Here is a 22,398-nt window from a genome sequence, read left to right as displayed (position 1 = left end):
GGGCGTGCTCCTCACCGTGCCACAGATCGCTCACGACCGGCAGGCGGGGCTGAGCACCCGCGGTTCGTAGCGGACGGGTTCGAACGTCCGGGCCACGAGCTCCCGCAGGGCCTCCAGGGTGCCGGAGAGGACGCCGGCGGCCCGCAGCTGGACCAGGACGTTGCCGATCGCGGTGGCCTCCACGGGGCCGGCGTGCACGGTGCGGCCGGTGCGGTCGGCGGTGAGCTGGCACAGCAGGGCGTTCTGCGACCCGCCGCCCACCACGTGCACGGTGCGGATGCTCCGCCCGGACAGCCGCTCGGCATGCTCGATCGTGGTGGCGTAGGCCGCGGCCAGGGACTCCAGGATCGAGCGCACCACCTCGGCGCGGCCGCGCGGGGGCTCGACGTCGTGCTCCCGGCACCAGGCGGTGATGCGGGCGGGCATGTCCCCCGGGGCGGTGAAGCGGTCGTCGGTGGCGTCGAAGACGGCCACGGGGCGGGTCACGGCGGCGGCCTCGGCGAGCAGGGCCGAGAGGTCGCTGCTGCGCTGGGCGTCGGTGGCGCCGGGCCCGTCCCAGCTGCGCATGGACTCGGTGAGCAGCCACAGTCCCGAGACGTTCTTCAGGTAGCGGACCCGCCCGTCCACCCCGCCCTCGTTGGTGAAGTTCGCCGCCCGGCTCTCCTCGCCGAGCACCGGGGCCTCCAGCTCGATGCCGACCAGCGACCAGGTCCCGGAGGAGATGAAGGCCGCGTCCTCGGCGGTGCTCGGCACGGCGGCCACGGCGGAGGCGGTGTCGTGGGAGCCGACGGCGGTGACCGGCAGGCCTGGGCCGGCGCCGAGCTCGGCCGCCACCGCCGGCAGCAGCTCGCCGATCGTGGTGCCGGGGGCGACGACGGGGGCGAGCAGCTCCCGGGCGAACCCGAGCTCGTCCAGCAGCCGGGTGTCCCACTGCCCGGTGCGGGCGTCGAGCAGGCCGGTGGTGGAGGCGTTGGTGGCCTCGGCGACCTGCTGCCCGGTGAGCCAGTAGGCGACGAGGTCGGGGATCAGCAGGGCCCGGTCGGCCACGGCCAGGTCCCCGGCGAGCCGGTCGGCGGCGAGCTGGAAGACCGTGTTGAACGGCAGGTGCTGCAGCCCGTTGCGCCGGTACAGCTCCTCCCGCCCCACCCGTGCGTGGACCGCCGCCACCCCGGCGGCGGTGCGCTCGTCCCGGTAGTGGTAGGGCACCCCGAGCATCCGCCCGTGGCGCAGCAGCGCGTAGTCCACCGCCCAGGAGTCGACGCCGACGGAGACGACGTCGTCCTCCTGGCGGAGGGCCTGGGCCAGCCCGGCGGTCACGGACCGGTGGAGCTCGGTGATGTTCCAGTGCAGACCGGCCCGGTCCCCCTCGTGCAGGCGCACGGGCTGGTTGGGGAAGCGGGCCACGTGGCGCATCCGGAGCCGCCCGTCCACGAGGCCGCCGAGGATCACGCGCCCGCTGGTGGCCCCGAGGTCGACGGCGGCGACCGCCGCGGTGGTGCGCACCGGGCTCACCGGAGGAAGGCGGCGGCCACGCCGGCGTCGACGGGCACGTGCAGGCCGGTGGTGTGGGAGAAGTCGGCGGTGCACAGGGCGAAGACCGCGTTGGCGACGTTCTCGGGCAGCACCTCCCGCTTGAGCAGGGTGCGCTGGGCGTAGTACGCGCCCAGCTCCTCCTCCGGCACGCCGTAGACCGCGGCGCGCTTGGCGCCCCAGCCGCCGGCGAAGATCCCGGAGCCGCGCACCACGCCGTCCGGGTTGATGCCGTTGACCTTGATCCCGTGCTCGCCCAGCTCGGCGGCGAGCAGCCGGACCTGGTGGGCCTGGTCGGCCTTGGTGGCGGAGTAGGCGATGTTGTTGGGCCCGGCGAAGATCGAGTTCTTCGAGGAGATGTAGACGATGTCCCCGCCCAGCCCCTGGGCGATGAGCACGCGGGCCGCGTTCTTGGAGACCAGGAAGGAGCCCTTGGCCATCACGTCGTGCTGCAGGTCCCAGTCCTTCTCGGTGGTCTCCAGCAGCGGCTTGGACAGCGACAGGCCGGCGTTGTTGACCACCAGGTCCAGCCCGCCGAAGGCGAGGACGGCCGCCTCGATCGCGGCCTGCACGGCGGCCTCGTCCGAGACGTCGACGGCGACGCCGACGGCCACGTCGGTCCCGCCGAGCTCCGCGGCCGCGGCGCGGGCCTTCTCGGCGTCCAGGTCGGCGATGACCACGCAGGCGCCCTCGGCGGCCAGGCGGGTGGCGATGGCCCTGCCGATGCCCGAGGCCGCGCCGGTCACGAGGGCGATCCGGGTGGCCAGCGGCTGGGGCGCGGGCATGCGGGCGAGCTTGGCCTCCTCCAGGGCCCAGTACTCGATGCGGAACTTCTCGGCCTCGTCGATCGGGGCGTAGGCGGAGATGCCCTCGGCCCCGCGCATGACGTTGATCGCGTTGAGGTAGAACTCCCCGGCCACCCGGGCGGTCTGCTTGTCCTTGCCGAAGGAGAACATGCCCACCCCGGGGACGAGCACGATCGCCGGGTCAGCCCCGCGGATCGCGGGCGAGTCCGGGCCGGCGTGACGGTCGTAGTAGGCCTGGTAGTCCGCGCGGTAGGCCTCGTGCAGCTCCTTCAGCCGTACGACGCAGTCCTCGACCGGGGCGCCGGCGGGCAGGTCCAGGACCAGGGGCTTGACCTTGGTGCGCAGGAAGTGGTCCGGGCAGGAGGTGCCCAGTGCGGCCAGGCGCGGGTGCTCGGCAGCAGCGAGGAACTCCAGCACCCGGGCGTCGTCGGTGAAGTGGCCCACCTGCGGGCGGTCGGCGGAGGCCAGCCCGCGGATCACGGGGGCCAGGGCCGCGGCCTTGGCCCGACGCTGCTCCTCCGGCAGCGCCCCGTAGCCGTCCAGGACCGGGCCGAAGGGCTCGGGCCGGCCGTGCTGGTCGATGTACTGCTCGGCGGTGCGGATGATCCACAGCGAGTTCTGCTCGGACTCCTCGCTGGTGGCGCCCCAGGCGGTGATGCCGTGCCCGCCGAGGATGCACCCGATCGCCTCCGGGTTCGCGTCCTTGATCGCCGCGATGTCCAGGCCCAGCTGGAAGCCGGGGCGGCGCCAGGGCACCCACACGACCTTCCCGCCGAAGATCTCGGCGGTGAGCCGCTCCCCGTCGGCGGCGGTGGCGACCGCGATGCCGGAGTCGGGGTGCAGGTGGTCCACGTGCGGGGCGTCGACCAGCCCGTGCATGGCGGTGTCGATGGACGGCGCCGCCCCGCCCGCCCCGTGCAGGCAGTAGTCGAAGGCCGCGACCATCTCGTCCTCGTGCTCGACCCCGCGGTAGACGCCGGTCAGCGCGCGGACCCGGTCCAGCCGCAGCGCCGCGAGGCCCCTCTCGGTGAGGGTGCCGAGGTCCCCGCCGGAGCCCTTGACCCACAGCAGCTCGACGCCCTCGCCCGTGACGGGATCGGTGGCGGTGCCCTTGGCGGAGGTGTTCCCGCCGGCGTAGTTGGTGTTCTTCGGGTCCGCGCCGAGCCGGTTGGAGCGGGCGATCAGGTCGGCGACGACGGAGTGCGTGGTGGTCTGCATGATCAGGTGTCTCTCTGCGAGGTGGTGTGCAGGGGGTGAGGTCAGGAGGCCCAGGAGGCCTGGGTGCCGCCGACGCGCTCGGCGGCCAGGCGCTGCTGGTGCCCGGAGGCGGCGTAGGCGGCCATCGGGTCCGCCGGAAGGCCGCGGGCCTCGCGCCAGTCCGCCAGGGCGGGGCGGACGTCGGTGTAGAAGGCGTCCATCAGGATCTGGTGGGCGCCGAGCACGTCGCCGGCCTCCTGGGCGGCGGTCAGGGCCACCCGGTCCAGCAGGAGGGCGCGGGCGGTCATCTCCTGGACGTTGAGCACCGAGCGGATCTGGCCGGGGATCTTCTCCTCCACGTTGTGGCACTGGTCGAGCATGAAGGCCACGCCGGAGTCCGGGTCCAGGGCCCCGCCGCGGATCACCTCGACCATGATGCGGAAGAGCTGGAAGGGGTCCGCAGCGCCGACGATGAGGTCGTCGTCGGCGTAGTTGCGGGAGTTGAAGTCGAAGGACCCGAGCTTGCCCAGCCGCAGCAGCTGCATCACGATGAACTCGATGTTGGTGCCCGGGGCGTGGTGGCCGGTGTCCAGGCAGACGAGCGCCCGCTCCCCGAGGGCGGTGACCTGGGCGCAGGCCGTCCCCCAGTCCGGGACGTCGGTGTGGTAGAACGCCGGCTCGAAGAACTTGTACTCCAGCACCAGCCGCTGCTCCGCCCCGACCTGGGCGTAGATCTCGGCCAGCGACTCCGCCAGCCGGTCCTGGCGTCCGCGCAGGTCCTGCTGGCCGGCGTAGTTGGAGCCGTCGGCCAGCCAGATCTTCAGGTCCCGCGAGCCGGTCCCGGTCATGATCTCCAGGCACCGCAGGTGGTGGTCGACGGCCTTCCGGCGCACTGCGGGGTCCGAGTGGGTGAGGGAGCCGAACTTGTACGCCTCGTCCTGGAAGGTGTTGGAGTTGATCGTGCCCAGCGCCACCCCCTGGTCGGCCGCGTACCGGGCCAGGGCCCCATAGTCGTCCACCTGGTCCCACGGGATGTGCAGGGCGACGCTCGGGGCCAGTCCGGTGAACCGGTGCACCGTGGCGGCGTCGGCGATCTTCTCCTCGACCGTGCGCGGGGTGCCCGGGGTGGAGAAGACCTTGAACCGGGTTCCCGAGTTGCCGAACGCCCACGAGGGGAGCTCGATGGCCTGGGCGGCCAGCTGGGGCGCGATGTCGTCGAATGCAGTCATGGGTTTCACATCTTCCGTGCGGGATCGAGGACGCGACCGGGACGGCGGCGCGATGGGTTATTGAATCGTTTCATGACGATAGGCGGTGACTCCAGTCACGTCAAGACCTTACCCAGGCTCCCAGGACCAGGCTTTCCGGGCTCACCGAAGATCCCGCCGGAGGAAACTGTGGCAGGGGTATTGAAACGACTCAAAGTGTGACTACGATGGCCCGGTACTGAGAGGCACCTCACATGCCGCGGTCGGCGGGACGTCCGGACCGCCCCTCGGAGCATCACCGCTTCTCCTCCCCGGCCGGTCGTTCCGACGGTCCCACCACGAAGGAGTCCCGCATGGGCGCCCACCCGTCCACCGCGACGCTGCAGGAACTGATCGAGCTGCCCGAGGAGATCACCCGCACCCGCCGGTGCTTCCTCCTCCACGTCCGCCCCGAGAAGCTCGCCGAGTACGTCGAGGTGCACCAGCAGGTCTGGCCCACGATGCTCGCCGCCCTCCGGGAGACCGGCTGGCGCAACTACTCCCTGTTCCTGCACCCGGAGGACGGCCTGGTCGTGGGCTGCTTCGAGGCCGACGACGTCGCGTCCGCCCAGACGCTCATGGACGACCACCCGGTCAACGCGCGCTGGCAGGCCGAGATGGCCCAGTACTTCGTCGAGGGGTCGCACCCCGAACCGCTCCTCCCGTACTTCCACCTGGCCTGAGCCGGGACCACCACCCGCACGGCACCACCGTCACCGTCACCGTCACCGTCACCGAAGGATCACCCATGACCACCACGAAGCTCGGGGGCTGGAAGGCCACCATCGCGGTCTCCATGTCCAACTACATCGAAGCCGGGTCCATCATCGCGCTGGCCACCAGCCTGAGCCTGTGGCAGGAGTACTTCGGCTTCACGAACCTCGCCGTCGGCCTCGTGGCCGCGCTCAGCGCCAACGCCTTCGGCGCGGCCCTCGGCGCACTGATCGGCGGGCCGCTCGGCGACCGGTACGGGCGCAAGTTCATCTACACCTACGACCTGATCCTGTACATGATCGGCACCGCCTTCGTGATCTTCGCCGTGGCGCCGTGGATGCTGGTGCTCGGCGTGGTCCTGACCGGCATCGCCGTGGGCGCCGGCGTTCCCGTGGCCTGGACCTACATCGCCGAGGAGGCGCCGTCCGAGGCCCGGGCGAAGCACGTGGGCACCGCCCAGTTCGCGTGGTCCCTGGCCCCGGCGCTGGTGTTCCTGTTCGCCACCTTCGTGGTGCCGCTGGGGCTGCTGGGCACCCGCATCGTCTTCGCCCACCTGTTCGTGGTCGCCTTCGTCACCTGGTGGGTCCGCCGGGGCCTCTCCGAGTCCCACACCTGGAAGAAGTCCGACGAGGAGCGGCGCGCCTCGGAGGCCACCGGGATCAAGCGGCGCAACTACCGCGAGCTGCTCACCAACCGCACCAACCTCAAGGCGCTGCTCTTCCTCGTGGGCGTGTACGCGCTGTGGAACCTCGTCGCGGGGCAGATGGGCATCTTCATGCCGCGGGTGTACGAGACCGCCGGTGTCGAGTCGGCCACCCAGCAGAACCTGCTCCAGGTGCTGCTGTGGAGCTTCACGGTGCTGGCCACCTGGTTCGGCTTCATGCGCTACGGCGACCGGGTCGACCGGCGCCTGCTCTACGGCATCGGGGCGCTCCTGGGGATCGCCGCCTGGGTGCTGCTGGTCTTCGCCCACGTCACCATGCCGGTGCTGATCCTCTTCGCCGTGCTCTGGGGCGTGTCCGCCGGCATCGGCGCCCAGGCGTTCTACGCCCTGTGGGCCGCGGAGATGTTCGCGACCCGCTACCGTGCCAGCGCGCAGGGCGTGCTGTTCTTCGTCGCCCGCATCGTCGTGGGCCTGCTCAGCTACTGGTTCCCCACCCTGCTCGCCGAGCACGGCGTGCCCTTCGTGGGCATGATCATGATCGGGGCCCTCCTGGTCGCGCTGCTCGTCGGCGTGATCGGCGCCCCGGACACCCGCGGCAAGAGCCTGGAGCAGATCGAGGAGGACCGCTACGGGACGCCCGCCTCCCGGCCGGCCCAGCCGGTGGGCTGAGCCCGGCGCACCGCAGCGACACCACCGGGCCGCGGCCCCTCGGCGTGCCGGCCGGGGAGCCGCGGCCCGGTGCGTCGAGGGGACCGCGGCCCGCCCGCGCGCCGGGCACGCTGACCGCCCCCGGCAGCCGGATCGTTAGAATCGAGGACCTGGACAGTTCCGAGGGAAAGTGACGACGTGACCCCTGCGCGACCGGCGGTGAGCATCAAGGAGGTGGCCCGGGAGGCCGGGGTGTCCATCGGCACCGTCTCCAACGTCCTCAACCGCCCCGAGGTGGTCTCCGAGGACCGCCGCCGCCGCGTGCTCCGGGTCATCGAGGACCTGGGCTACGTCCGCAACGACGTCGCGCGCCAGCTCAAGGCCGGCCGCTCGCGCACCGTGGGCCTCGTGGTGCAGGACTCGGCCAACCCCTTCTACAACGAGATCGCCCTGGGCGCGGAGACGGCCGCCGAGCGGCTGGGCCAGGCCGTGATCATCGGCAACGCGGGGCTCTCCCCCGAGCGGGAGAGCCTGTACCTGGACCTGTTCGAGGAGCAGCGGGTCCGGGGCGTGCTCGTCACCCCCCAGACCCCGGAGCGGGCCCGCGTCGATGTCCTGCGCTCCCGCGGCACCCCGGTGGTGCTGGTGGACGAGCACGCGGCTCCCAGCGAGTACTGCTCGCTGGCCGTGGACGACGTCGAGGGCGGCCGCGCGGCCGTGGCGCACCTCCTGGGGACGAGCCGCCGGCGGATCGCCTACGTGGGCGGCCCCGACTCCCTGCACCAGGTCCGCGACCGCCGGGCGGGGGCGCAGCGGGCGGTCGAGGCCGTGCCCGGTGCGTCCCTGGAGTCCTTCGGCACCACCGCCCTGACGGTGCTGGAGGGACGCCGGGTCGGCGAGCAGATCCTCGAGCTCCCCCCGGGGCGCCGCCCCGAGGCCGTGTTCGCCGCCAACGACCTGCTGGCGCTCGGGCTGCTGCAGGCCTTCGCGTTCACCCACCGCGTCCGGGTGCCCGAGGACATCGCGCTCATCGGCTACGACGACATCGACTTCGCGACCTCGGCGATCGTCCCGCTCTCCTCGATCCGCCAGCCCGCCCGGCTGATCGGGCGCACGGCCGTGGAGCTGCTGGAGGACGAGATCACCGACCCCGGCCACCACCACCGCCATGTGAGCTTCCAGCCCGAGCTCGTCGTCCGGGACTCCACCCGCCCCGCGGCCTGAGCTGCGTGGGCCCAGGAGTCACGCGGGCGCGAGCCGGTGCCGCAGCATCTCGACCCCGTCTCCCGCCAGCCGGTCCAGCCCGGCGCGGCGGCCCGTGAGCAGGAGCAGCAGCGCGGCGGCCGGCCCCCGGATCTCGGGGCCCTCGCCCGCGGCCCAGGAGGCGTCGGTGGCGACGAACCGGAAGCCCTCCAGCGGCAGGTGCCGGAACACCCGCGCCGTACGCGTGCCCCCGGTGGACCGCACGCGCTCCGCGGCGACGGCCGCGGCCTCCGGGGGGATCTCGAGCTCGAGGCCCAGCGGCACGGCGATGTCCTGGCCGTGCACCAGGATGTCGGTCAGCGTCTCGAGGCTCGTCACACCCACGTTGTGCCGCCGGGAGCCCACCGTGGCGCGGATGCCCGCGACCAGGCGGTCCGCCGGACGGTGGGCGCGGTCACGGGCGGACTCGAGGATGACGTGGTTGAGACCGCCCGGGTGCCGCAGCGCGGACAGCAGCGCGGCGCCGAGACCCAGCTGCTGCAGCGTCAGGTGGGCGGCGACGTCCCGCACCGTCCATCCCTCGCACAGCGACGGGTGGTCCCACTGCTCCCCGGAGAGCCCGGCGAGCAGGTCCGCCGTGCGCCGGCGCTGAAGGTCGATCACGGCCCAGACGTCGTCGTCGCCCATCGGGCCGGTCGTGCTGTTCTTCCGGACCGTGCTCATGGTCCTGCCTCCTCGCCCGCGGACGGGGCCGCCACCGGGCCCCTCGTGTCCTCCGGGTGACCCGATTATAGTTCGTTCATAGGACTATTTCGAGGGGCGGGCATGACAGGACAGCTCAGCATCGGGGTGCTCATGTTCATCGCGCACCGCTCGGCGGAGAACCGGATCGTGGAGGCGGTGCGTCGGGCCGGCTACACGGACCTCACCGTGCCGCAGGCGCGCATCCTGGCGCGGATCGGCCCGGACGGGACCCGCCTGTCCGAGCTGGCCGAGCAGGCGCAGGTGGCCAAGCAGACGGCCACGGTGCTGGTGGACCGGCTCGAGCGCGCGGGCTACGTGGAGCGCACGGTCGACCCCCGCGACGCCCGGGCGCGGCTGGTGCGGATCGCGGGCCGGGGAATGGAGCTCGTGCCGATCGCCCGCGCGGAGGAGGCCCGGATCGAGGCGGAGTGGAGTGCGCACCTGGGCGAACGGAGGATGCGCCAGCTGCGCGAGGCGCTCACAGCACTGCGCGAGATCACCGACCCGCACGCGGGGCCGGAGGAGCAGGGATGAGGCTCAGGCCTCCTTGGGGATGATGATCCACAGGGCGATGTAGACCAGCTCCCCCACGCCCACCAGGCCGAAGACGATGAAGCCCAGCCGCAGGAGGAACTTCGGCAGTCCGAAGCGGGCCGCCAGGGCCGCGCAGACGCCGGCGATGAGCTTGCCGTTGCGGGGGCGGACCAGAGAAGTGTTCATGTCCGGATCCTACCAACGCACCCCGGGACACGCCCGGGGGCGGGACCGTCCGGTCCGGGCGGAGCGGACGGCCCCGGCCGGCGTCAGAGGTCGACGACGCCCTTGTCGCCCTTGATCGTGTCGCCGGTGACCTTGGACTTCACGAGGTTGGCCACCTGGGTGACCTTGCCGCCGCCGGGGGTGTCCCAGTACTCGGCGGAGCGGCCGGTGACCTCGATGAGGATGTTGTTCGGGTTCTCCGGCCCGCCCTCGAGCCAGGAGCCGGTGAAGCTGTCCCACAGCTCCTTGAGCTTGGCCTCGTCGTTGAGCACCAGCGCCGTCCCGGTCAGCGAGACCCAGGCGCCGTCCCCGGCGTAGGCGACGTTCACGGCCGGCCGCTGCTGCAGGTCCTGGACCTGGTCCGAGGTGCGCTCGGCGATGAAGTACACGGTGCCGTCGAAGTCCACGTCCTGCGTGGCCATCGGCTTGGAGATCAGGTTCCCGTGCTCGTCCGCGTGGGTGAGCATGGCGATCCGGGTGTCCTTGATGAGCTGGCGCACCTTGGCGGTGCCGTTGTCCTGGTCGGTCATGGGGAGGTCCCTTCTTCGGTGGACTGCTGACGGTGTTCGACTGCTGAACTGCGGTCCGCGGCGCGGAGGGCCAGTCTATGAACCCCGAGCGCGTCGCACGAGGGGTGGGCCGGCGAACGGCCCCGGCCAGGCCGCGGGGAGGACCGCCGCGGCGACCCTTCCTACCGGCCCTCCGGGACCTCAGCGGCGGCCGGGACCACCGCGTTGCGCGCGGTGGAGACCGGCAGGTTCACGGGGCACGCCATCTGCCCGGCGAGGCGGTGGACCACGGCGAACGCGCTCAGGGCGAGCGCCAGCACCCCCAGCCAGGGCTGGACGGGCGCGAACCACGTCAGGGCCCCGGTGGAGCCGAGGGCCAGCAGCGCGAGCTTGTTGCAGACCGGGCAGCCCACGGCGAACCAGGCGGCGAACGTGCCGACCGCGCCCAGCCGGGCGCTGCGGCGCTCGCCGGACTCGACGGCCCGGGCCACGGTGGCCGCGGCGACGTCGTCGTCCCCGGGAAGGGGGGTGCCGCCGGCCACGGGGGACACGTAGGAGGCCACGAGGACACCGGTGAGCGCCGAGGTGGCGATCCAGACGGGGTAGTTCCACCACACGGGCGGGATCTCGCGGCTGAAGACGCCGTTGGGGATGAGCACGGTGGCGAGCCCCAGGACCAGGACGGTGGCGAGCCCCGCGAGCACCGCGACGCCCCACTGGCGCGGACCCCACAGTCGGAGGGCCTGGGCGGCGGGGCGGAGGCGCTGCGTCATGGGCGGGGTGCCTTTCGGTGGGACGGGGTGGTGCCCCCACTGTGTCGCGGATCGCGGTCCCGCACCAGCGCGGGGACCAGCCGCACCAGCACCACCATCCCCACCAGCTCGACCAGGGTCTGGGTGACGACGACGAACGGCGTCAGCGCGAGCCGCTCCGGCAGCGCCAGGGCCAGGGGGAGCACTACGAGGGAGTTGCGGGTGACCCCGCCGAAGACCAGGGCCCGGGAGACCGGCACGTCCAGGCGGGCCAGGCGGGCGGCCAGGATCCCGATCGGGACCATGAGCACCAGGAAGCCGGCGTAGAGCGGCACGACCGCCGCGAGGTGGGCCAGCTGCTCCCCCACCCCGCGCACCTGCGAGGCGATCACGGTGAACAGGGTCAGCGCCATGAGGGGCACCATCGCCGCGCCCGTCGCGGACTCCAGCCGCCGGGCCGCGGCGGAGCGGGACGCCGCCCGCTGCACGGCCGCCGCCGCGGCCAGGGGCAGCAGGATCAGGAGCACGAACGCCTCCGCGAAGGGGCCGAGCTCCACCAGGGCCACCGCCTCCGGGCCGGCGAGGAGCAGCAGGTAGGCGGGCAGGAGCAGCATCTGCGCGAGCATCAGCAGCGGGGCGGCCGCCAGCAGCCGGTCGGCGGCGCCCCCGGCGAGGCCGGTGAAGACGATGACGTAGTCCACGCAGGGGGCCAGCAGCACGAGCAGCACGCCCAGCAGCAGGGCCTCGTGCCCGGCGACCGGCCGGGACAGCCCGAGGACCACGACCGGGACGACCACGAAGTTCACCACCAGCAGTGCCGCGAGGAAGCGGAGGTCCGCGAAGGCCCGGCCCAGTGCGGCGAACGGGACGGCCAGGAACGTGGCGAACAGCAGCAGCCCCAGGACCGGGGTGATGGCCGGGGCGAGCGCCGGCGCGCCGGGCACCGTCCAGCCCACGAGGACCGCGGCCGCGATGGCCACCAGGTACACGGCCACCTGGTGGCGCTCGGCCCGTGCGACGGCTGTCGGTGCGTTCACCCGCCCAGCCTAGGGGCAGACCCTCCGGGGGGTGCCGGCGGCCGTCGCCGGTCCGCACCCCGATAGCCTGGTGGAATGCAAACGCACACGGCCCGCACGGAGGCCGCCCGGGTCGATGCCCTGCACGCCCTGAAGATCCTGGACACCCCCCGGGAGGAGCGCTACGACCGTGTGGTGCGCCTCGCCCAGGACGTCTTCGGGGTGAAGGCCGCGGCCGTGAACCTCATCGACGCCGACCGGCAGTTCACCAAGGCCGAGGCAGGACTGGACGGACTCGTCCACGCCACCCGCAACGACTCGCTGTGCGCGCGCACGGTCGACCGGGACGCCCCGCTGATCGTCGCCGACGCGATGACCGAGCAGTGCTTCGCCGGCAGCTCGTTCGTCACCGGGGACGACCCGGTGCGCTTCTACGCCGGCCACCCGCTGCACGCCCCCGGCGGTGAGCCGGTCGGGTCCCTGTGCCTGGTCGACAGCGCCCCGCGCGAGCTGGACGAGCGGGAGCGGCGCATCCTCGCGGAGATGGCCGGGTGGGTGGAGCGCGAGCTCGCGGCCCAGATGGAGCTGGACCGGGCCGAACAGATCCAGCAGATGCTCATGCCCCGCACCGGGCTGGTCACCCCCGCGGTCGAGGCCGCCGGCCGGTGCCTGCCGGCGCGGTCCATCGGCGGGGACTTCTACGACTGGATGGTCCTGGGCGACGAGGTGCAGGCGATGGTCACCGACGTGATGGGCAAGGGCATCCCCGCGGCCCTGCTGTCCGCCTCCGCGCGCGCCGTGCTGCGCGGGACGTTCCAGTACAACCCCCCTGCGGAGGCCATGAAGCGCGCGGCCGGGGCGCTGACCCCGTTGCTGGAGGAGGCGGGGGCGTTCATCACCGCCTTCATCGCCCGGGTGCACACCGGGACCGGGGAGATGAGCTACATCGACGCCGGCCACGGCCTGGCGCTGATCCTGTCCCCGGACGGCGCCCACCGCCGGCTGATCTCCTCGGGCCCGCCCCTGGGGGTCGTGGCCGAGTGGATCTGGGACGTGCACACCACCACGCTGCTGCCCGGACAGACCCTGCTGGTGGTCTCCGACGGCTACCTGGACTTCTTCGACGACCTCGAGGCGGCCGTCGCGACCGCCGCAGCCCTCAACACGCTGGCCGGCACCGCCGAAGAGCTCGTGATGCTGTGCAGCGACTACGCCGGCACCTCCGGCGCCGATGACGACACGACGGTCCTCGCGCTCCGGCGCACCGCCTGAGCACTCACCGGTCGCTGCGCCCGGTCCGAGGGCTCACCCCACGTGCCGGCAGGCGGGCTCGCTCGTGTAGGTGAGGACCACCTCGTCGTCCTCGGGGCGTTCCCGGGAGGAGCGGTGGCTGACGGCGGCCAGCACCGCGGTGATGACCTCCTCGTCGTCCTCGGGGCGTTCCCACTCGGAACTCCCGCGGCCGGGGGGTCGCCCGGCGCTTCCGGCCGGTGCGGCGCCGGGCCGGGTCTGCTCCCGGGGCAGGACCTGGAACCCTCGGACGCCGGTACCGATCGTCTGCGGTGCCGGCGGTGTCGATCCGGAGTGGATGCTGGTCGTGGTGGTCATCGCGCTTCCCTACTTCGTCGTAGTGGTGTGCTCGGTGGTGTCGTGCTGTGCCCGGTCGGTGTCCGCCCCCGCGGGGCGTGACACTTCCGGTGGAGTGCCCCGCTTCCCGGACCCCCAGGACCGTCGCGGGGCCCGCGGATCCCGGCTGCCCGATGGAACCGGGCGCGCCGGTGGACGCCGAGGAGTCCGGGAGTCGCAGACGGCGCGCTGGTGGGGGATTCGCCTCTGCCCGCAGGTGGACCTGAGACTAGCGACCCGGACCACGGACCGGAACCGCCCGGCGAAATATGTCGACGCATCGGGGCGCGCGAAGCGCGAGAGCGCGCCGGGGAGCGGCCCTCACGCTGACGTTGAGTCGCCCTTCGTCAGCGTTCGCAGGAGGGGCTGGACGCGGTAGGGGATCTGCTCGCTGAGGGCCAGGGACGTCTCGGCGCGGAGGACTCCCCGGATCCGCAGGATCGAACGCAGGACGGCGTGCAGATCACGGGTCTCCCGCGCCGCCACCCGGCACCAGACGTCCCCGCGCCCCGAGATCTCGTGCACCTCCAGGACGTTGTCGATGCCGCGCAGGGCGGTGACGACGGCGTCGAGCTCCCGGTGGGTGACCTCGAGGGTGAGGAACGCCAGGACGTCGAAGCCCACGGAGGCCAGGTCGACGTCTCGACCGCCGGAGCGCAGCACCTCCCGGCGCTCGAGCCGGCGCATCCGCGAGACCACGGTGTTGCGGGCGACCCCGAGTGCGGCCGCCACCTCCCCGATCTGCGCCCGGGGGTACCGCAGGAGGTGCAGCAGCAGCCCGATGTCGACGGCGTCCAGTGTGGTCACGGTGGTCTCCCTGTCAGTGGTCCGCCTCGAATTTTTGATCAGCGTGATCAGTTCCGCAAGCATCTCGGTGGTGCCGGACTCAGTCTCCGGCAGACTGCGTGAGCACACTGCGCCGGCCGCCCACGGCACAGCCCGCAATCGCCGATCCCACCGGAAGGCCCGCGATGACCGTGTTCAACGAGCTGACCATGCGCTCCGGCGCCGGCGACGCAGGCCGGGGATGGAACGCGGGATCGCGCTCCCGCCTGGTGCTGACCATGTCCACGACGGCACTGCTGCTGGTGGGCGCCAACCTGGCCACCCCGCTGTACCCCGCGCTGCAGGAGCGCCTGGGGCTCGGCCCCTTCGCGGTGACGGTGGCGTTCTCCTCTTACGTCCTGGCCCTCATCGCCGGGCTCGTCCTCTACGGGCACTGGTCGGACCACATCGGGCGGCGCACTGCCCTGGTGCTGTCGGTCCTCGTGGGACTGGCCGGTGAGATCGTCTTCGCGACCGCCGGGGGTCTCGCCGGTCTCGTGACCGGTCGGGTCCTGCAGGGCGCAGCCGTCGCGATGGTGACCGGCGCCAGCAGCGCGGCGCTCCGGGAGCTCCTGCCCCACCGCCCGGAGTGGGCCGGCCGCTTCACCCTCCTGGCGTCGGCGGGCGGAGTGGCGGCGGGCCCCCTCCTGGGCGGGGCCCTGGGGCAGCTGCCCCATCCGACGACGACTCCCTTCGCCGTCCACTGCACCATGCTGATCGTCGTCCTGGTGCCGCTGTGGACGCTGCACGCCCGGCCGGCCATCGCCCCGGCCCCGGGATCGGCGGCCTTCAAGGCCCTGCGGCCGCGCCGTCTCTGCCTGCCGCCCGGGGTCCGCACGCGGTTCCAGCAGGCGGCCGCGGTCGGTTTCCTCAGCTTTGCGCTCTTCGGCTTCAGTCTCTCGCTGGCTCCGGGCTACTTCGCCCGAACGCTCGGGGTGAGCTCCCCGGCCGGGATCGGGGCGCTGGCGGCCCTCGTGCTCATCGGGTCCGCCGCGGCGCAGCTGGTGGGACGCCCCCGCGTCCGGGCCCTGCCCGGGGCGCTGGTGGGGATGGCCCTGGGCACGGCGCTGATCGGGGTGGCGGGCGCGCTGGCCAGCCTGCCGCTGCTGCTCCTCGGCGCCCTGTTCGCCGGGGCGGCCCAGGGTGTCGCGTTCCGCACGGCGTTCAACGAGCTGTCCGTGGTCGTTCCGGCCGCCGACAACGCCCGGGTGGTCAGCGCGGTCTACGTCGTGACCTATCTGGGCAGTGCCGTGCCGGTCCTGGGCCTCGGGGTCCTGGCCGGCGCGGTGGGCGTCCCCTCCTCCGTCCACTGGTTCGCGGGCACCCTGGCGGGCGCATGCCTGCTGCTGGCGGGAACCGTCCGGCTCCGGGCCCGTCGCGGGCCGCGGCGTGGACAGCAGGCCTGACCGGCCGGGGCACGAGGGACAGCACACGGGAACCGCCGTCAGGCGATGCTCACCGGCGGCGGCCACAGGCGACTCTTTCCCCGGGGGCGCCGAGCAGTCATCATCGGGGGACGACGGAGTCGCCGAGTGCGAAGGAGCACCAGCCATGTCACGGGCCCGCGTCCACAACTTCTCCATCTCCCTCGACGGCTTCGGCACCGGTGAGGGGCTGAGCCAGGACGCCCCCTTCGGGCACGCCGGACAGAGGTTGCACGAATGGATGATCGCCACCCGGTGGTGGGATCCCGGCGGCAGCGGTGGCGTGGACGACGCCTTCGCCCAGCTGCACGGTGTGGGGATCGGCGCCGAAATCATGGGAGCGGGGAAGTTCGGTCCGCCCGGGTGGCACGAGGACCCCGGGTGGGAGGGCTGGTGGGGTCCCAACCCGCCGTTCCACACGCCCGTCTTCGTTCTCACCCATTTCCCGCGCCCTTCGATCGAGATGGAGGGCGGCACCGTGTTCCACTTCATCGACGCCTCGCCCGCAGAGGCGCTCGAGACGGCGCGCACGGCCGCCGACGGCCAGGACGTGCGCATCGGCGGGGGCCCCACCACGGTCCGCGACTTCCTGGCGGCCGGGCTCGTCGACCACCTGCACGTGGTGGTGGTCCCGATCCTGCTGGGCCGCGGCGTGCGCCTGTGGGAGGGACTCGAGGGCCTGGAGGCGGACTACCGGGTCGAGGCCACCTCCTCGCCCCGTGGAGTCACCCACGTGACCTTCACCCGGTCGAGCACCTGAGCCGCCCCGATCGCGAGTCCGGCGGCTGCCGCATCCGATGCCCCTGACCGGCGGAGGCGTCGCCCACGGCCACCTCGATGACGCACGCTCAGAGGAGGCGGCGCACCAACAGCCGACTCTGATCCGGGTTGCCCACTGACCGCTCTGGAACCAGGTCGCTGTGCCTGCTCCCAGTCCGTGACCGGACGCATCTCGCCCGTCAGCCCTGCACCGCGGCCTGCGCGGAGGCGGTGGCGCTCCGGCAGGCACCCCGGTCCCCCAAAGAGTGGGACGGCGACACCCGGGGTCTGCGGCCTCCACGATGTCGCGGCATGGCATTGTTCACACCAGTGAACTGCCGCGCCGAGGGCGGTGGGAGGCGAGAACTCCGAGGAGTGGAGAGCAGGAAGCCATGTTCTACATCGTCACGGCCATCGTCCTGGCCCTTGTCACCGTGATCTCGATCGCCGGCTGGATGATGTCCCCGAAGGAGACCGTCCGGAAGGACGCGGACGGCGAGCACGTCCACCCCAGCGCCACGAGGAAGGCGGCCGGCCTCACCGCCGTCAGCGCCCTGGTGCTCCTGCTGCTCGTCACGGCCGGGACGACTCTCGCCCGAGTGGGCGCACGTGAAGTGGGGATCGAGACCAGCCTCGGCAAGTACTCCCGGACCCTGCAGGCGGGATGGCAGATCAAGGCGCCCTGGGCCGAGGTGGAGACCTTCTCCACCCAGTTGCAGCGCTCGGAGATGGACGCCCCGATCGCCTTCGCCGGCGGCGGCTCCGGCACCCAGCACATGACCGTGCAGTGGACCATCACGGGAGAACAGGCCCAGGAGCTGTGGTCCCGGTACCGGCAGTTCGCGAACGTCGACGGCATGCTCGTCCAGCCGGCGGCCAGGGAGGCGGTCGCGACCGTCCTGGCGTCCTACACCCCCGCGGAGGCCCGCGCCGAGGGCAAGGTGGAAGAGGTGCGCGAGGCCGTGGAGAAGGCCCTGACCGAACGCCTGTCCCCCTACGGGGTGCAACTGGACTCCGTGGCGCTGCCGCCGGCGGCGCTCGACCAGACCGCCCAGGACGCGCTGAACCGGGTCGTGGAGGCCGAGGCGAACGTGGACCGCGCCCAGTCCCGTCTCGAGCAGGCCAGGATCGATGCCGAGGCGGACCGGGAGCGCAACAAGAACGTCACGGCGGAGAACCTGGTCCTCGAGTGCCTGACCATCACGAACAACTGGAACGTCGACGAGAACGGGCCCCTGCCGGCCACCTGGAACTGCTTCGGCGGGGACGCCGCGGACGTCCTCGTGAACACGAACCGGTAGCGCGGCCTCGGCCCGCCCGCACGCACACCGCGACCGTCAGCTCGTTGGCATCAGCACCGACCGTGATCCAGGATGAGGGATGACCACGACTCGACCCCTCCCGCGGACACGCGTCGCAGACGGGACCATGATGGCGGTCGTCACCACCGGTGTCGGCGGCTACGACCGTCTCGTGCTCTCCCGAGTGCCCGTCCCCGAGCCGGGCGAGGGTGAGGTGCTGGTCCGCGTCCTGGCGGCCGGCATGAACAACACCGAGATCAACACCAGGCTCGGCTGGTACTCGTCGTCGGTGACGGCAGGAACGAACGATGCGTCCGAGGACGTCGTCGGGGACGCCTCGACGAGACCGGACGGGGGCTGGAACGCGGCAACCCCGTTCCCGCTGATCCAGGGCGCGGACTGCTGCGGGCGGATCGCGGCCGTCGGTCGTGGGGGCGACGAGACCGCCCTCGGGGCCCGGGTGCTGATCCGGGCCTGCATGCGCACCGAGGGTTTCTCCTCCTGGGACACGACCTGGCTGGGCTCCGATCTCGACGGAGCCTTCGCCCAGTTCGTCGTCGTCCCGGCGCACGAGGTCTTCCCGGTGGACTGCGACTGGAGCGACGCCGAGCTGGCGACCATCCCGTGCGCCTACGGGACGGCGGAGAACATGGTCCGCCGCGCCGGCATCACCACGGGGGCACGGGTCCTGGTGACCGGCGCCTCCGGAGGCGTCGGATCGGCCGTGGTGCAGCTCGCCAAGCGGCGCGGCGCCCATGTCGTCGGCATGGCCGGTGGCGCCAAGCGGGACCAGGTCCGCGACCTCGGCGCCGACGAGGTCATCGGGCGGGACGACCCGCGCAACGTGCTGGGCGCGGACAGCGTCGACGTCGTGATCGACAACGTCGCCGGGCCCGGCTTCCCGGCAGTGCTGGGCCTCCTCCGGAGGGGCGGAACTTACGTCTCCTCCGGCGCCATCGGCGGCCCCCTCGTCGAACTCGACATGCGCACCCTCTACCTGAAGGACCTCACCCTGACCGGGTGCACGGCGTGGGACGAAGAGGTGTTCCCCGACGTCGTCTCCTACATCGAGCGCGGAGAGATCCGGCCCCTCCTGGCGAGGGTCTTCCCGCTCGAGCAGATCGCGGACGCCCAGCGGGAGTTCCTCGAGAAGACGCACGTCGGCAAGTTCGCCCTGATTCCGCCCGACCCCGCCCCCTGAGCCACCGCTGCCGGACACCACACACCCTGGGAGGACCATGCCGATCCCCGACCGACGCTGCACCACACCCGTCACCGACGACCTCCTCCACGGCGTCCTGGAGCTGGAGCGCACGGACAACGGGGTGATCCCGCACCGCCTCCCCGCGTGGGCCAAGAACCAGGCCCGCGACCCGCAGCTGGCCATGGCCGAGTCCCAGCCCTCGGGTGCGCGGCTGCTCTTCGCGACCGAGGCGCGCCGCATCGAGCTCCGCGGGCGCGCCACACGCTTCCGGTACGAGGGCGCACCACCGCGCCCGGCGGGCGTCTTCGACCTGCTGGTCGACGGCCAGCGCACCCGGCAGGCCGGCCTCGAGGCCGCGACCGTGGTGAGCATCGACATGACCACCGGCGACCGGCAGATCACGCAGGCCGGGATCGGCGGCGTCGTCTTCGACGATCTGCCCCGGGGCCCCAAGACGGTCGAGCTCTGGCTGCCGCACAACGAGACCGTGGAACTGGCCGAGATCAGCTCCGACGCCCCCCTCCGGCCGGTGCAGGACCTGCGCCCGAGGTGGGTGCACCACGGCAGCTCGATCAGTCACGGCTCGAACGCGGTGCATCCCACCGGCACCTGGCCGGCGGTCGCCGCGAGGCGGGCCGACCTCAATCTGCTCAACCTCGGCTTCGGGGGCAGCGCGCTGCTCGACCCGTTCACCGCACGCACCATCCGGGACACCCCGGCCGGGCTGATCAGCGTCAAGCTCGGCATCAACCTGGTCAACCTCGATCTGATGCGGCTGCGGGCCTTCGGACCCGCGGTGCACGGCTTCCTCGACACGATCCGCGACGGCCACCCCCACACCCCGCTGCTGGTGATCTCCCCCCTCCTGTGCCCGATCCACGAGAACACCCCGGGACCCGGCGCCTTCGACCCGGACGCCCTCGCCCGGGGTGAGGTGCGGTTCCGGGCGACCGGCGAGCCCGGCGAGGTCGCCGCCGGCAAGCTCACCCTGACGGTCATCCGTGCCGAGCTGGCGCGGATCGTGACGGAGCGGGCGCACGACGATCCGCACCTGTTCCACCTCGACGGACGCGAGCTCTACGGGGCGTCCGACGCCCGGGAGCTCCCCCTGCCCGACGCCCTCCACCCCGACGCGACCACGCACCTGCGGATCGGCGAGCGCTTCGCCGAGTTTGTGCTCGGCCACGGTTCGCTGCCGGCCGGCGAAGGGGCGTGACATCTTCGGCGGTTGGGTAACGATCCGGGGCAGGTCGGCCGGCCGGTCCGGCAGGCCGTCCTACGCTGGGGGCACCGCCTGTCCCACGCGTTCGCCGGGGCCGGTGCGTGATCCGGGGCCGTGGACCGGCCCGTCATCTCATCGATTCCACGGCCCGTGCGTGCTGTCGGGATGTGCCTTCGCGGTGGAGTGCGGCGCAGGGGTCGACATCGTCGCCCATGGCGACTGCGCCAGAAGCACTGCTCTCCGGGTGCAGGCCCTTCCCGGAAGCGGCCTGCGCCGATCGAGAAGGAAACGAAGATGTCCGCACCTGCACGCTCCACGCGCCGCACGTTCGCCGCCGCCACGGCGGCGGCGCTCCTCCTCGGGACCGGCGGGGCAACCGCCGCGCCGCCCTCCCCGGCCGGGCCGGCGGCCACTCCGGTCGCCGCGGCGGCACCGTCGGCTCCGGCCACGGGCCCCGAGGCCTGTGTCTCCGATGTCGACGACGTCGTCACCCGAGAACCCTCCGCGCAGATGTCCGAGCCGCTGCCCGAGGAACTGGCGACGACGTTGGACGCCGCCGCCCGGGCCTCGTTCGCGCAGGCCTCCACCCCCGGTGCGGTGGTGGGGGTCTCCTCCCCGGAGGGCACCTGGACGGCCGCCTACGGGGTGGCCGACCCGGCCACCGGGGAGCCCATGGAGGTGGGGGTGCACACCCGCGTCGGATCGGTCACCAAGCCCTTCACCGCCACCCTGGTCCTGCAGCTGGCCGAGGAGGGTGAGCTCTCCCTGGAGGACCCCATCGCCGACTACGTCGACGGCATCCCCAACGGAGAACAGATCACCCTGCGCCGGCTGGCGGACATGACCAGCGGGGTGGCCAGCTACACCCGCAGCACCCAGTTCACGGACCGCTTCTTCGCGGATCCGCAGCAGGTCTTCACCCCGGAGGAGCTGGTCGCCGTCGGCGTCTCGGAATCCCCCCTGTTCGCCCCCGGCGCGCAGTTCGACTACTCCAACACCAACTACATCCTGCTGGGCCTCGTCGTCGAACAGGTCACCGGCCAGCCGATCGGGGAGGTCCTGGAGGAGCAGATCTTCGACCCGCTGGAACTCGACGAGACCGTCTGGCCCGGTACCTCCACCGAGATGCCGGAACCCTACGCGCAGGGCTTCACGCTCCAGGGCGACACCGCGACGCCGGAGGCGCCGGCCGACGCCACGCACTGGAACCCCAGCTGGGGAGCCACCGCCGGGGCCCTGATCTCGGACGTGGACGACCTGCTCACCTACGGCCGGGCCCTGGGCACCGGGCACGGACTGCTGGAACCGGAGGCCCAGCGAGAGCGCCTCACCTCGTTCCAGCCCCCCGAGTCCGGCTACGGGCTGGGCTTCGGGTGCATCGACGGCTGGGTCGGGCACACCGGGACGCAGCCCGGGTACAACACCACCGTCTACTACGACACCACCACCGACACCACCGTGGTCGTGCAGGCCACCAGCGACATCCCCTCCGGGGACTGCCCGGAGTCCCCGGTGCTGGCCGACGACCCCAGGACCCTGCCGTGCGCCACCCCGGCCACACGGATCTTCGCCGAGGTCTCCGCCGCCCTGGGCCACACCTTCACCCCCAACCCGGAACGCTGATCACCCGCTCCACCGAATCGGGCGGACATCGATGACGGGCAGGTCCCCGTCCGTCTCGATGGCGTCCCCGCCTCCGTTGCGGGCGTGATAGCCGGTGGAGTACTGCTCGACGACGTGGACCGTGGCGCCGACGGCCTGCAGGGACGAGACGACGAGATCCCGCTCGCGGTCGGTGTCCGCGGCGGTCCAGCCGGCCCCGACCATCGCGGCGGACAGCTGCGCGGGGGTGCCGACCACCGCCAGGTTGACCGGGTCCTCCAGCAGGCCGTCGGAGGTGCGGGCCCGTCCGATGAAGTAGCTGGGGACGTAGATGCCGGTGAGCAGACGGTTCAGCCGCGGCAGGAGCACATAGGCCGACAGCACCCAGAGGGGCAGGAACAACCAGGGCAGACGCCCGTCGTCGTCGATCTCCTCGAGGACGAGGTGGTAGACGCCCCAGCCGGCCAGCACGCTGGTGACGAGGAAGCCGAACCGGTGCGCCCACAGCACCACGGTGGCCCGTCGGGCACCGCCTTTGGGCTGCGGGCTCCGCTCGTCGCTGTCGGGGCGTCCACGTCCTGCATCCATCTCGCGCTCCCCGCCCCGTGTCCCGCACCGGACGTCCGCGGCGCCGGTCGTGGTGCTC

At 72.7% G+C, this 22,398-nt stretch carries 22 protein-coding genes; 11 read left to right on the top strand and 11 right to left on the bottom strand.

From position 1 onward, the window contains the following. Window positions 1-30: 30 nt before the first annotated feature. From CRM73_RS05750 to rhaI, 3 genes are read right to left on the bottom strand one after another with little or no spacing between them, the layout of a single operon-like run. Window positions 31-1,503 (bottom strand): rhamnulokinase family protein, encoded by a 1,473-nt coding sequence (locus tag CRM73_RS05750; RefSeq protein ID WP_229587117.1) that lies wholly within the window; start codon window positions 1,501-1,503, stop codon window positions 31-33. Between the two features lie 5 nt (window positions 1,504-1,508). Continuing rightward, window positions 1,509-3,554, bottom strand: a complete 2,046-nt coding sequence (locus CRM73_RS05745) for a bifunctional aldolase/short-chain dehydrogenase (protein WP_229587114.1) — start codon at window positions 3,552-3,554, stop codon at window positions 1,509-1,511. Window positions 3,555-3,595: 41 nt separating this feature from the next. Continuing rightward, window positions 3,596-4,762, bottom strand: a complete 1,167-nt coding sequence (gene rhaI / locus CRM73_RS05740; RefSeq protein ID WP_109221857.1) for an L-rhamnose isomerase — start codon at window positions 4,760-4,762, stop codon at window positions 3,596-3,598. 332 nt (window positions 4,763-5,094) lie between these two features. On the opposite strand from rhaI, the gene CRM73_RS05735 reads away from it, so the two are divergent. The 3 genes from CRM73_RS05735 (at window position 5,095) to CRM73_RS05725 (ending at window position 8,030) form a co-directional block, all read left to right on the top strand. Further along, entirely contained in the window at window positions 5,095-5,463 is a 369-nt protein-coding gene (locus CRM73_RS05735; RefSeq protein WP_229587112.1) for an L-rhamnose mutarotase, read from the top strand. 65 nt (window positions 5,464-5,528) lie between these two features. Then, entirely contained in the window at window positions 5,529-6,827 is a 1,299-nt protein-coding gene (locus tag CRM73_RS05730) for an MFS transporter (RefSeq protein WP_017834026.1), read from the top strand. Window positions 6,828-7,004: 177 nt separating this feature from the next. Further along, a complete protein-coding gene (locus tag CRM73_RS05725) occupies window positions 7,005-8,030 on the top strand; it encodes a LacI family DNA-binding transcriptional regulator (protein WP_229587110.1) in 1,026 nt (341 codons plus the stop codon). A gap of 18 nt (window positions 8,031-8,048) precedes the next feature. Here the strand turns inward: CRM73_RS05725 and CRM73_RS05720 are convergent, their stop codons facing one another. Continuing rightward, entirely contained in the window at window positions 8,049-8,732 is a 684-nt protein-coding gene (locus CRM73_RS05720) for a maleylpyruvate isomerase family mycothiol-dependent enzyme (protein ID WP_220183429.1), read from the bottom strand. 102 nt (window positions 8,733-8,834) lie between these two features. Between CRM73_RS05720 and CRM73_RS05715 the strand changes: the two genes are divergently transcribed. Continuing rightward, entirely contained in the window at window positions 8,835-9,287 is a 453-nt protein-coding gene (locus tag CRM73_RS05715; protein ID WP_229587109.1) for a MarR family transcriptional regulator, read from the top strand. A gap of 3 nt (window positions 9,288-9,290) precedes the next feature. On the opposite strand, the gene CRM73_RS05710 is transcribed toward CRM73_RS05715, so the two are convergent. From CRM73_RS05710 to CRM73_RS05695, 4 genes are all read right to left on the bottom strand, one after another. Continuing rightward, window positions 9,291-9,473 carry a PspC domain-containing protein gene (locus CRM73_RS05710; protein WP_017834030.1) on the bottom strand — a complete coding sequence of 61 codons (183 nt, stop codon included), beginning with the start codon at window positions 9,471-9,473 and terminating at the stop codon, window positions 9,291-9,293. A gap of 83 nt (window positions 9,474-9,556) precedes the next feature. Further along, on the bottom strand, window positions 9,557-10,042 hold the full coding sequence (locus CRM73_RS05705; protein ID WP_017834031.1) for a pyridoxamine 5'-phosphate oxidase family protein: 486 nt from the start codon (window positions 10,040-10,042) through the stop codon (window positions 9,557-9,559). 161 nt (window positions 10,043-10,203) lie between these two features. Continuing rightward, window positions 10,204-10,794, bottom strand: coding sequence for a hypothetical protein (locus tag CRM73_RS05700; RefSeq protein ID WP_229587107.1), 591 nt, complete (start codon window positions 10,792-10,794; stop codon window positions 10,204-10,206). After that, window positions 10,791-11,810: a bile acid:sodium symporter gene (locus tag CRM73_RS05695; RefSeq protein WP_229587106.1), complete on the bottom strand. Its 1,020-nt coding sequence runs from the start codon at window positions 11,808-11,810 to the stop codon at window positions 10,791-10,793. The genes CRM73_RS05700 and CRM73_RS05695 overlap by 4 nt, the downstream gene beginning before the upstream one ends. A 75-nt stretch (window positions 11,811-11,885) precedes the next feature. Here CRM73_RS05695 and CRM73_RS05690 point away from each other — a divergent pair, with 75 nt between their 5' ends. Next, window positions 11,886-13,061: a PP2C family protein-serine/threonine phosphatase gene (locus CRM73_RS05690; RefSeq protein WP_229587105.1), complete on the top strand. Its 1,176-nt coding sequence runs from the start codon at window positions 11,886-11,888 to the stop codon at window positions 13,059-13,061. Window positions 13,062-13,094: 33 nt separating this feature from the next. Here CRM73_RS05690 and CRM73_RS05685 read toward each other — a convergent pair whose 3' ends face one another. Both CRM73_RS05685 and CRM73_RS05680 read right to left on the bottom strand, forming a co-directional pair. Continuing rightward, on the bottom strand, window positions 13,095-13,397 hold the full coding sequence (locus CRM73_RS05685) for a hypothetical protein (protein WP_229587104.1): 303 nt from the start codon (window positions 13,395-13,397) through the stop codon (window positions 13,095-13,097). Between the two features lie 339 nt (window positions 13,398-13,736). Next, window positions 13,737-14,222: an Lrp/AsnC family transcriptional regulator gene (locus tag CRM73_RS05680; RefSeq protein WP_035925279.1), complete on the bottom strand. Its 486-nt coding sequence runs from the start codon at window positions 14,220-14,222 to the stop codon at window positions 13,737-13,739. Window positions 14,223-14,386: 164 nt separating this feature from the next. Between CRM73_RS05680 and CRM73_RS05675 the strand changes: the two genes are divergently transcribed. The 6 genes from CRM73_RS05675 (at window position 14,387) to CRM73_RS05650 (ending at window position 21,773) form a co-directional block, all read left to right on the top strand. After that, entirely contained in the window at window positions 14,387-15,646 is a 1,260-nt protein-coding gene (locus CRM73_RS05675; protein ID WP_229587103.1) for an MFS transporter, read from the top strand. Window positions 15,647-15,791: 145 nt separating this feature from the next. After that, complete coding sequence (locus CRM73_RS05670) at window positions 15,792-16,424, top strand: dihydrofolate reductase family protein (protein WP_035925273.1); 633 nt, start codon at window positions 15,792-15,794, stop codon at window positions 16,422-16,424. A gap of 391 nt (window positions 16,425-16,815) precedes the next feature. Further along, window positions 16,816-17,724: an SPFH domain-containing protein gene (locus tag CRM73_RS05665; protein WP_017834049.1), complete on the top strand. Its 909-nt coding sequence runs from the start codon at window positions 16,816-16,818 to the stop codon at window positions 17,722-17,724. A gap of 79 nt (window positions 17,725-17,803) precedes the next feature. After that, complete coding sequence (locus CRM73_RS05660) at window positions 17,804-18,925, top strand: alcohol dehydrogenase family protein (protein WP_229587102.1); 1,122 nt, start codon at window positions 17,804-17,806, stop codon at window positions 18,923-18,925. Between the two features lie 37 nt (window positions 18,926-18,962). Further along, complete coding sequence (locus CRM73_RS05655; RefSeq protein ID WP_144836376.1) at window positions 18,963-20,144, top strand: SGNH/GDSL hydrolase family protein; 1,182 nt, start codon at window positions 18,963-18,965, stop codon at window positions 20,142-20,144. A 300-nt stretch (window positions 20,145-20,444) separates the two neighbouring features. Continuing rightward, a complete protein-coding gene (locus tag CRM73_RS05650; protein ID WP_229587101.1) occupies window positions 20,445-21,773 on the top strand; it encodes a serine hydrolase in 1,329 nt (442 codons plus the stop codon). Here the strand turns inward: CRM73_RS05650 and CRM73_RS19920 are convergent, their stop codons facing one another. Further along, window positions 21,774-22,340 (bottom strand): LssY C-terminal domain-containing protein, encoded by a 567-nt coding sequence (locus CRM73_RS19920; protein ID WP_354536295.1) that lies wholly within the window; start codon window positions 22,338-22,340, stop codon window positions 21,774-21,776. It lies immediately after the preceding gene. Window positions 22,341-22,398: the final 58 nt, after the last annotated feature.

The sequence above is a fragment of the Kocuria sp. CCUG 69068 genome (genome assembly GCF_020833785.1).
GTDB classification, from domain to species: domain Bacteria; phylum Actinomycetota; class Actinomycetes; order Actinomycetales; family Micrococcaceae; genus Kocuria; species Kocuria rosea.
This window is presented reverse-complemented; position numbering and strand designations above follow the sequence as displayed.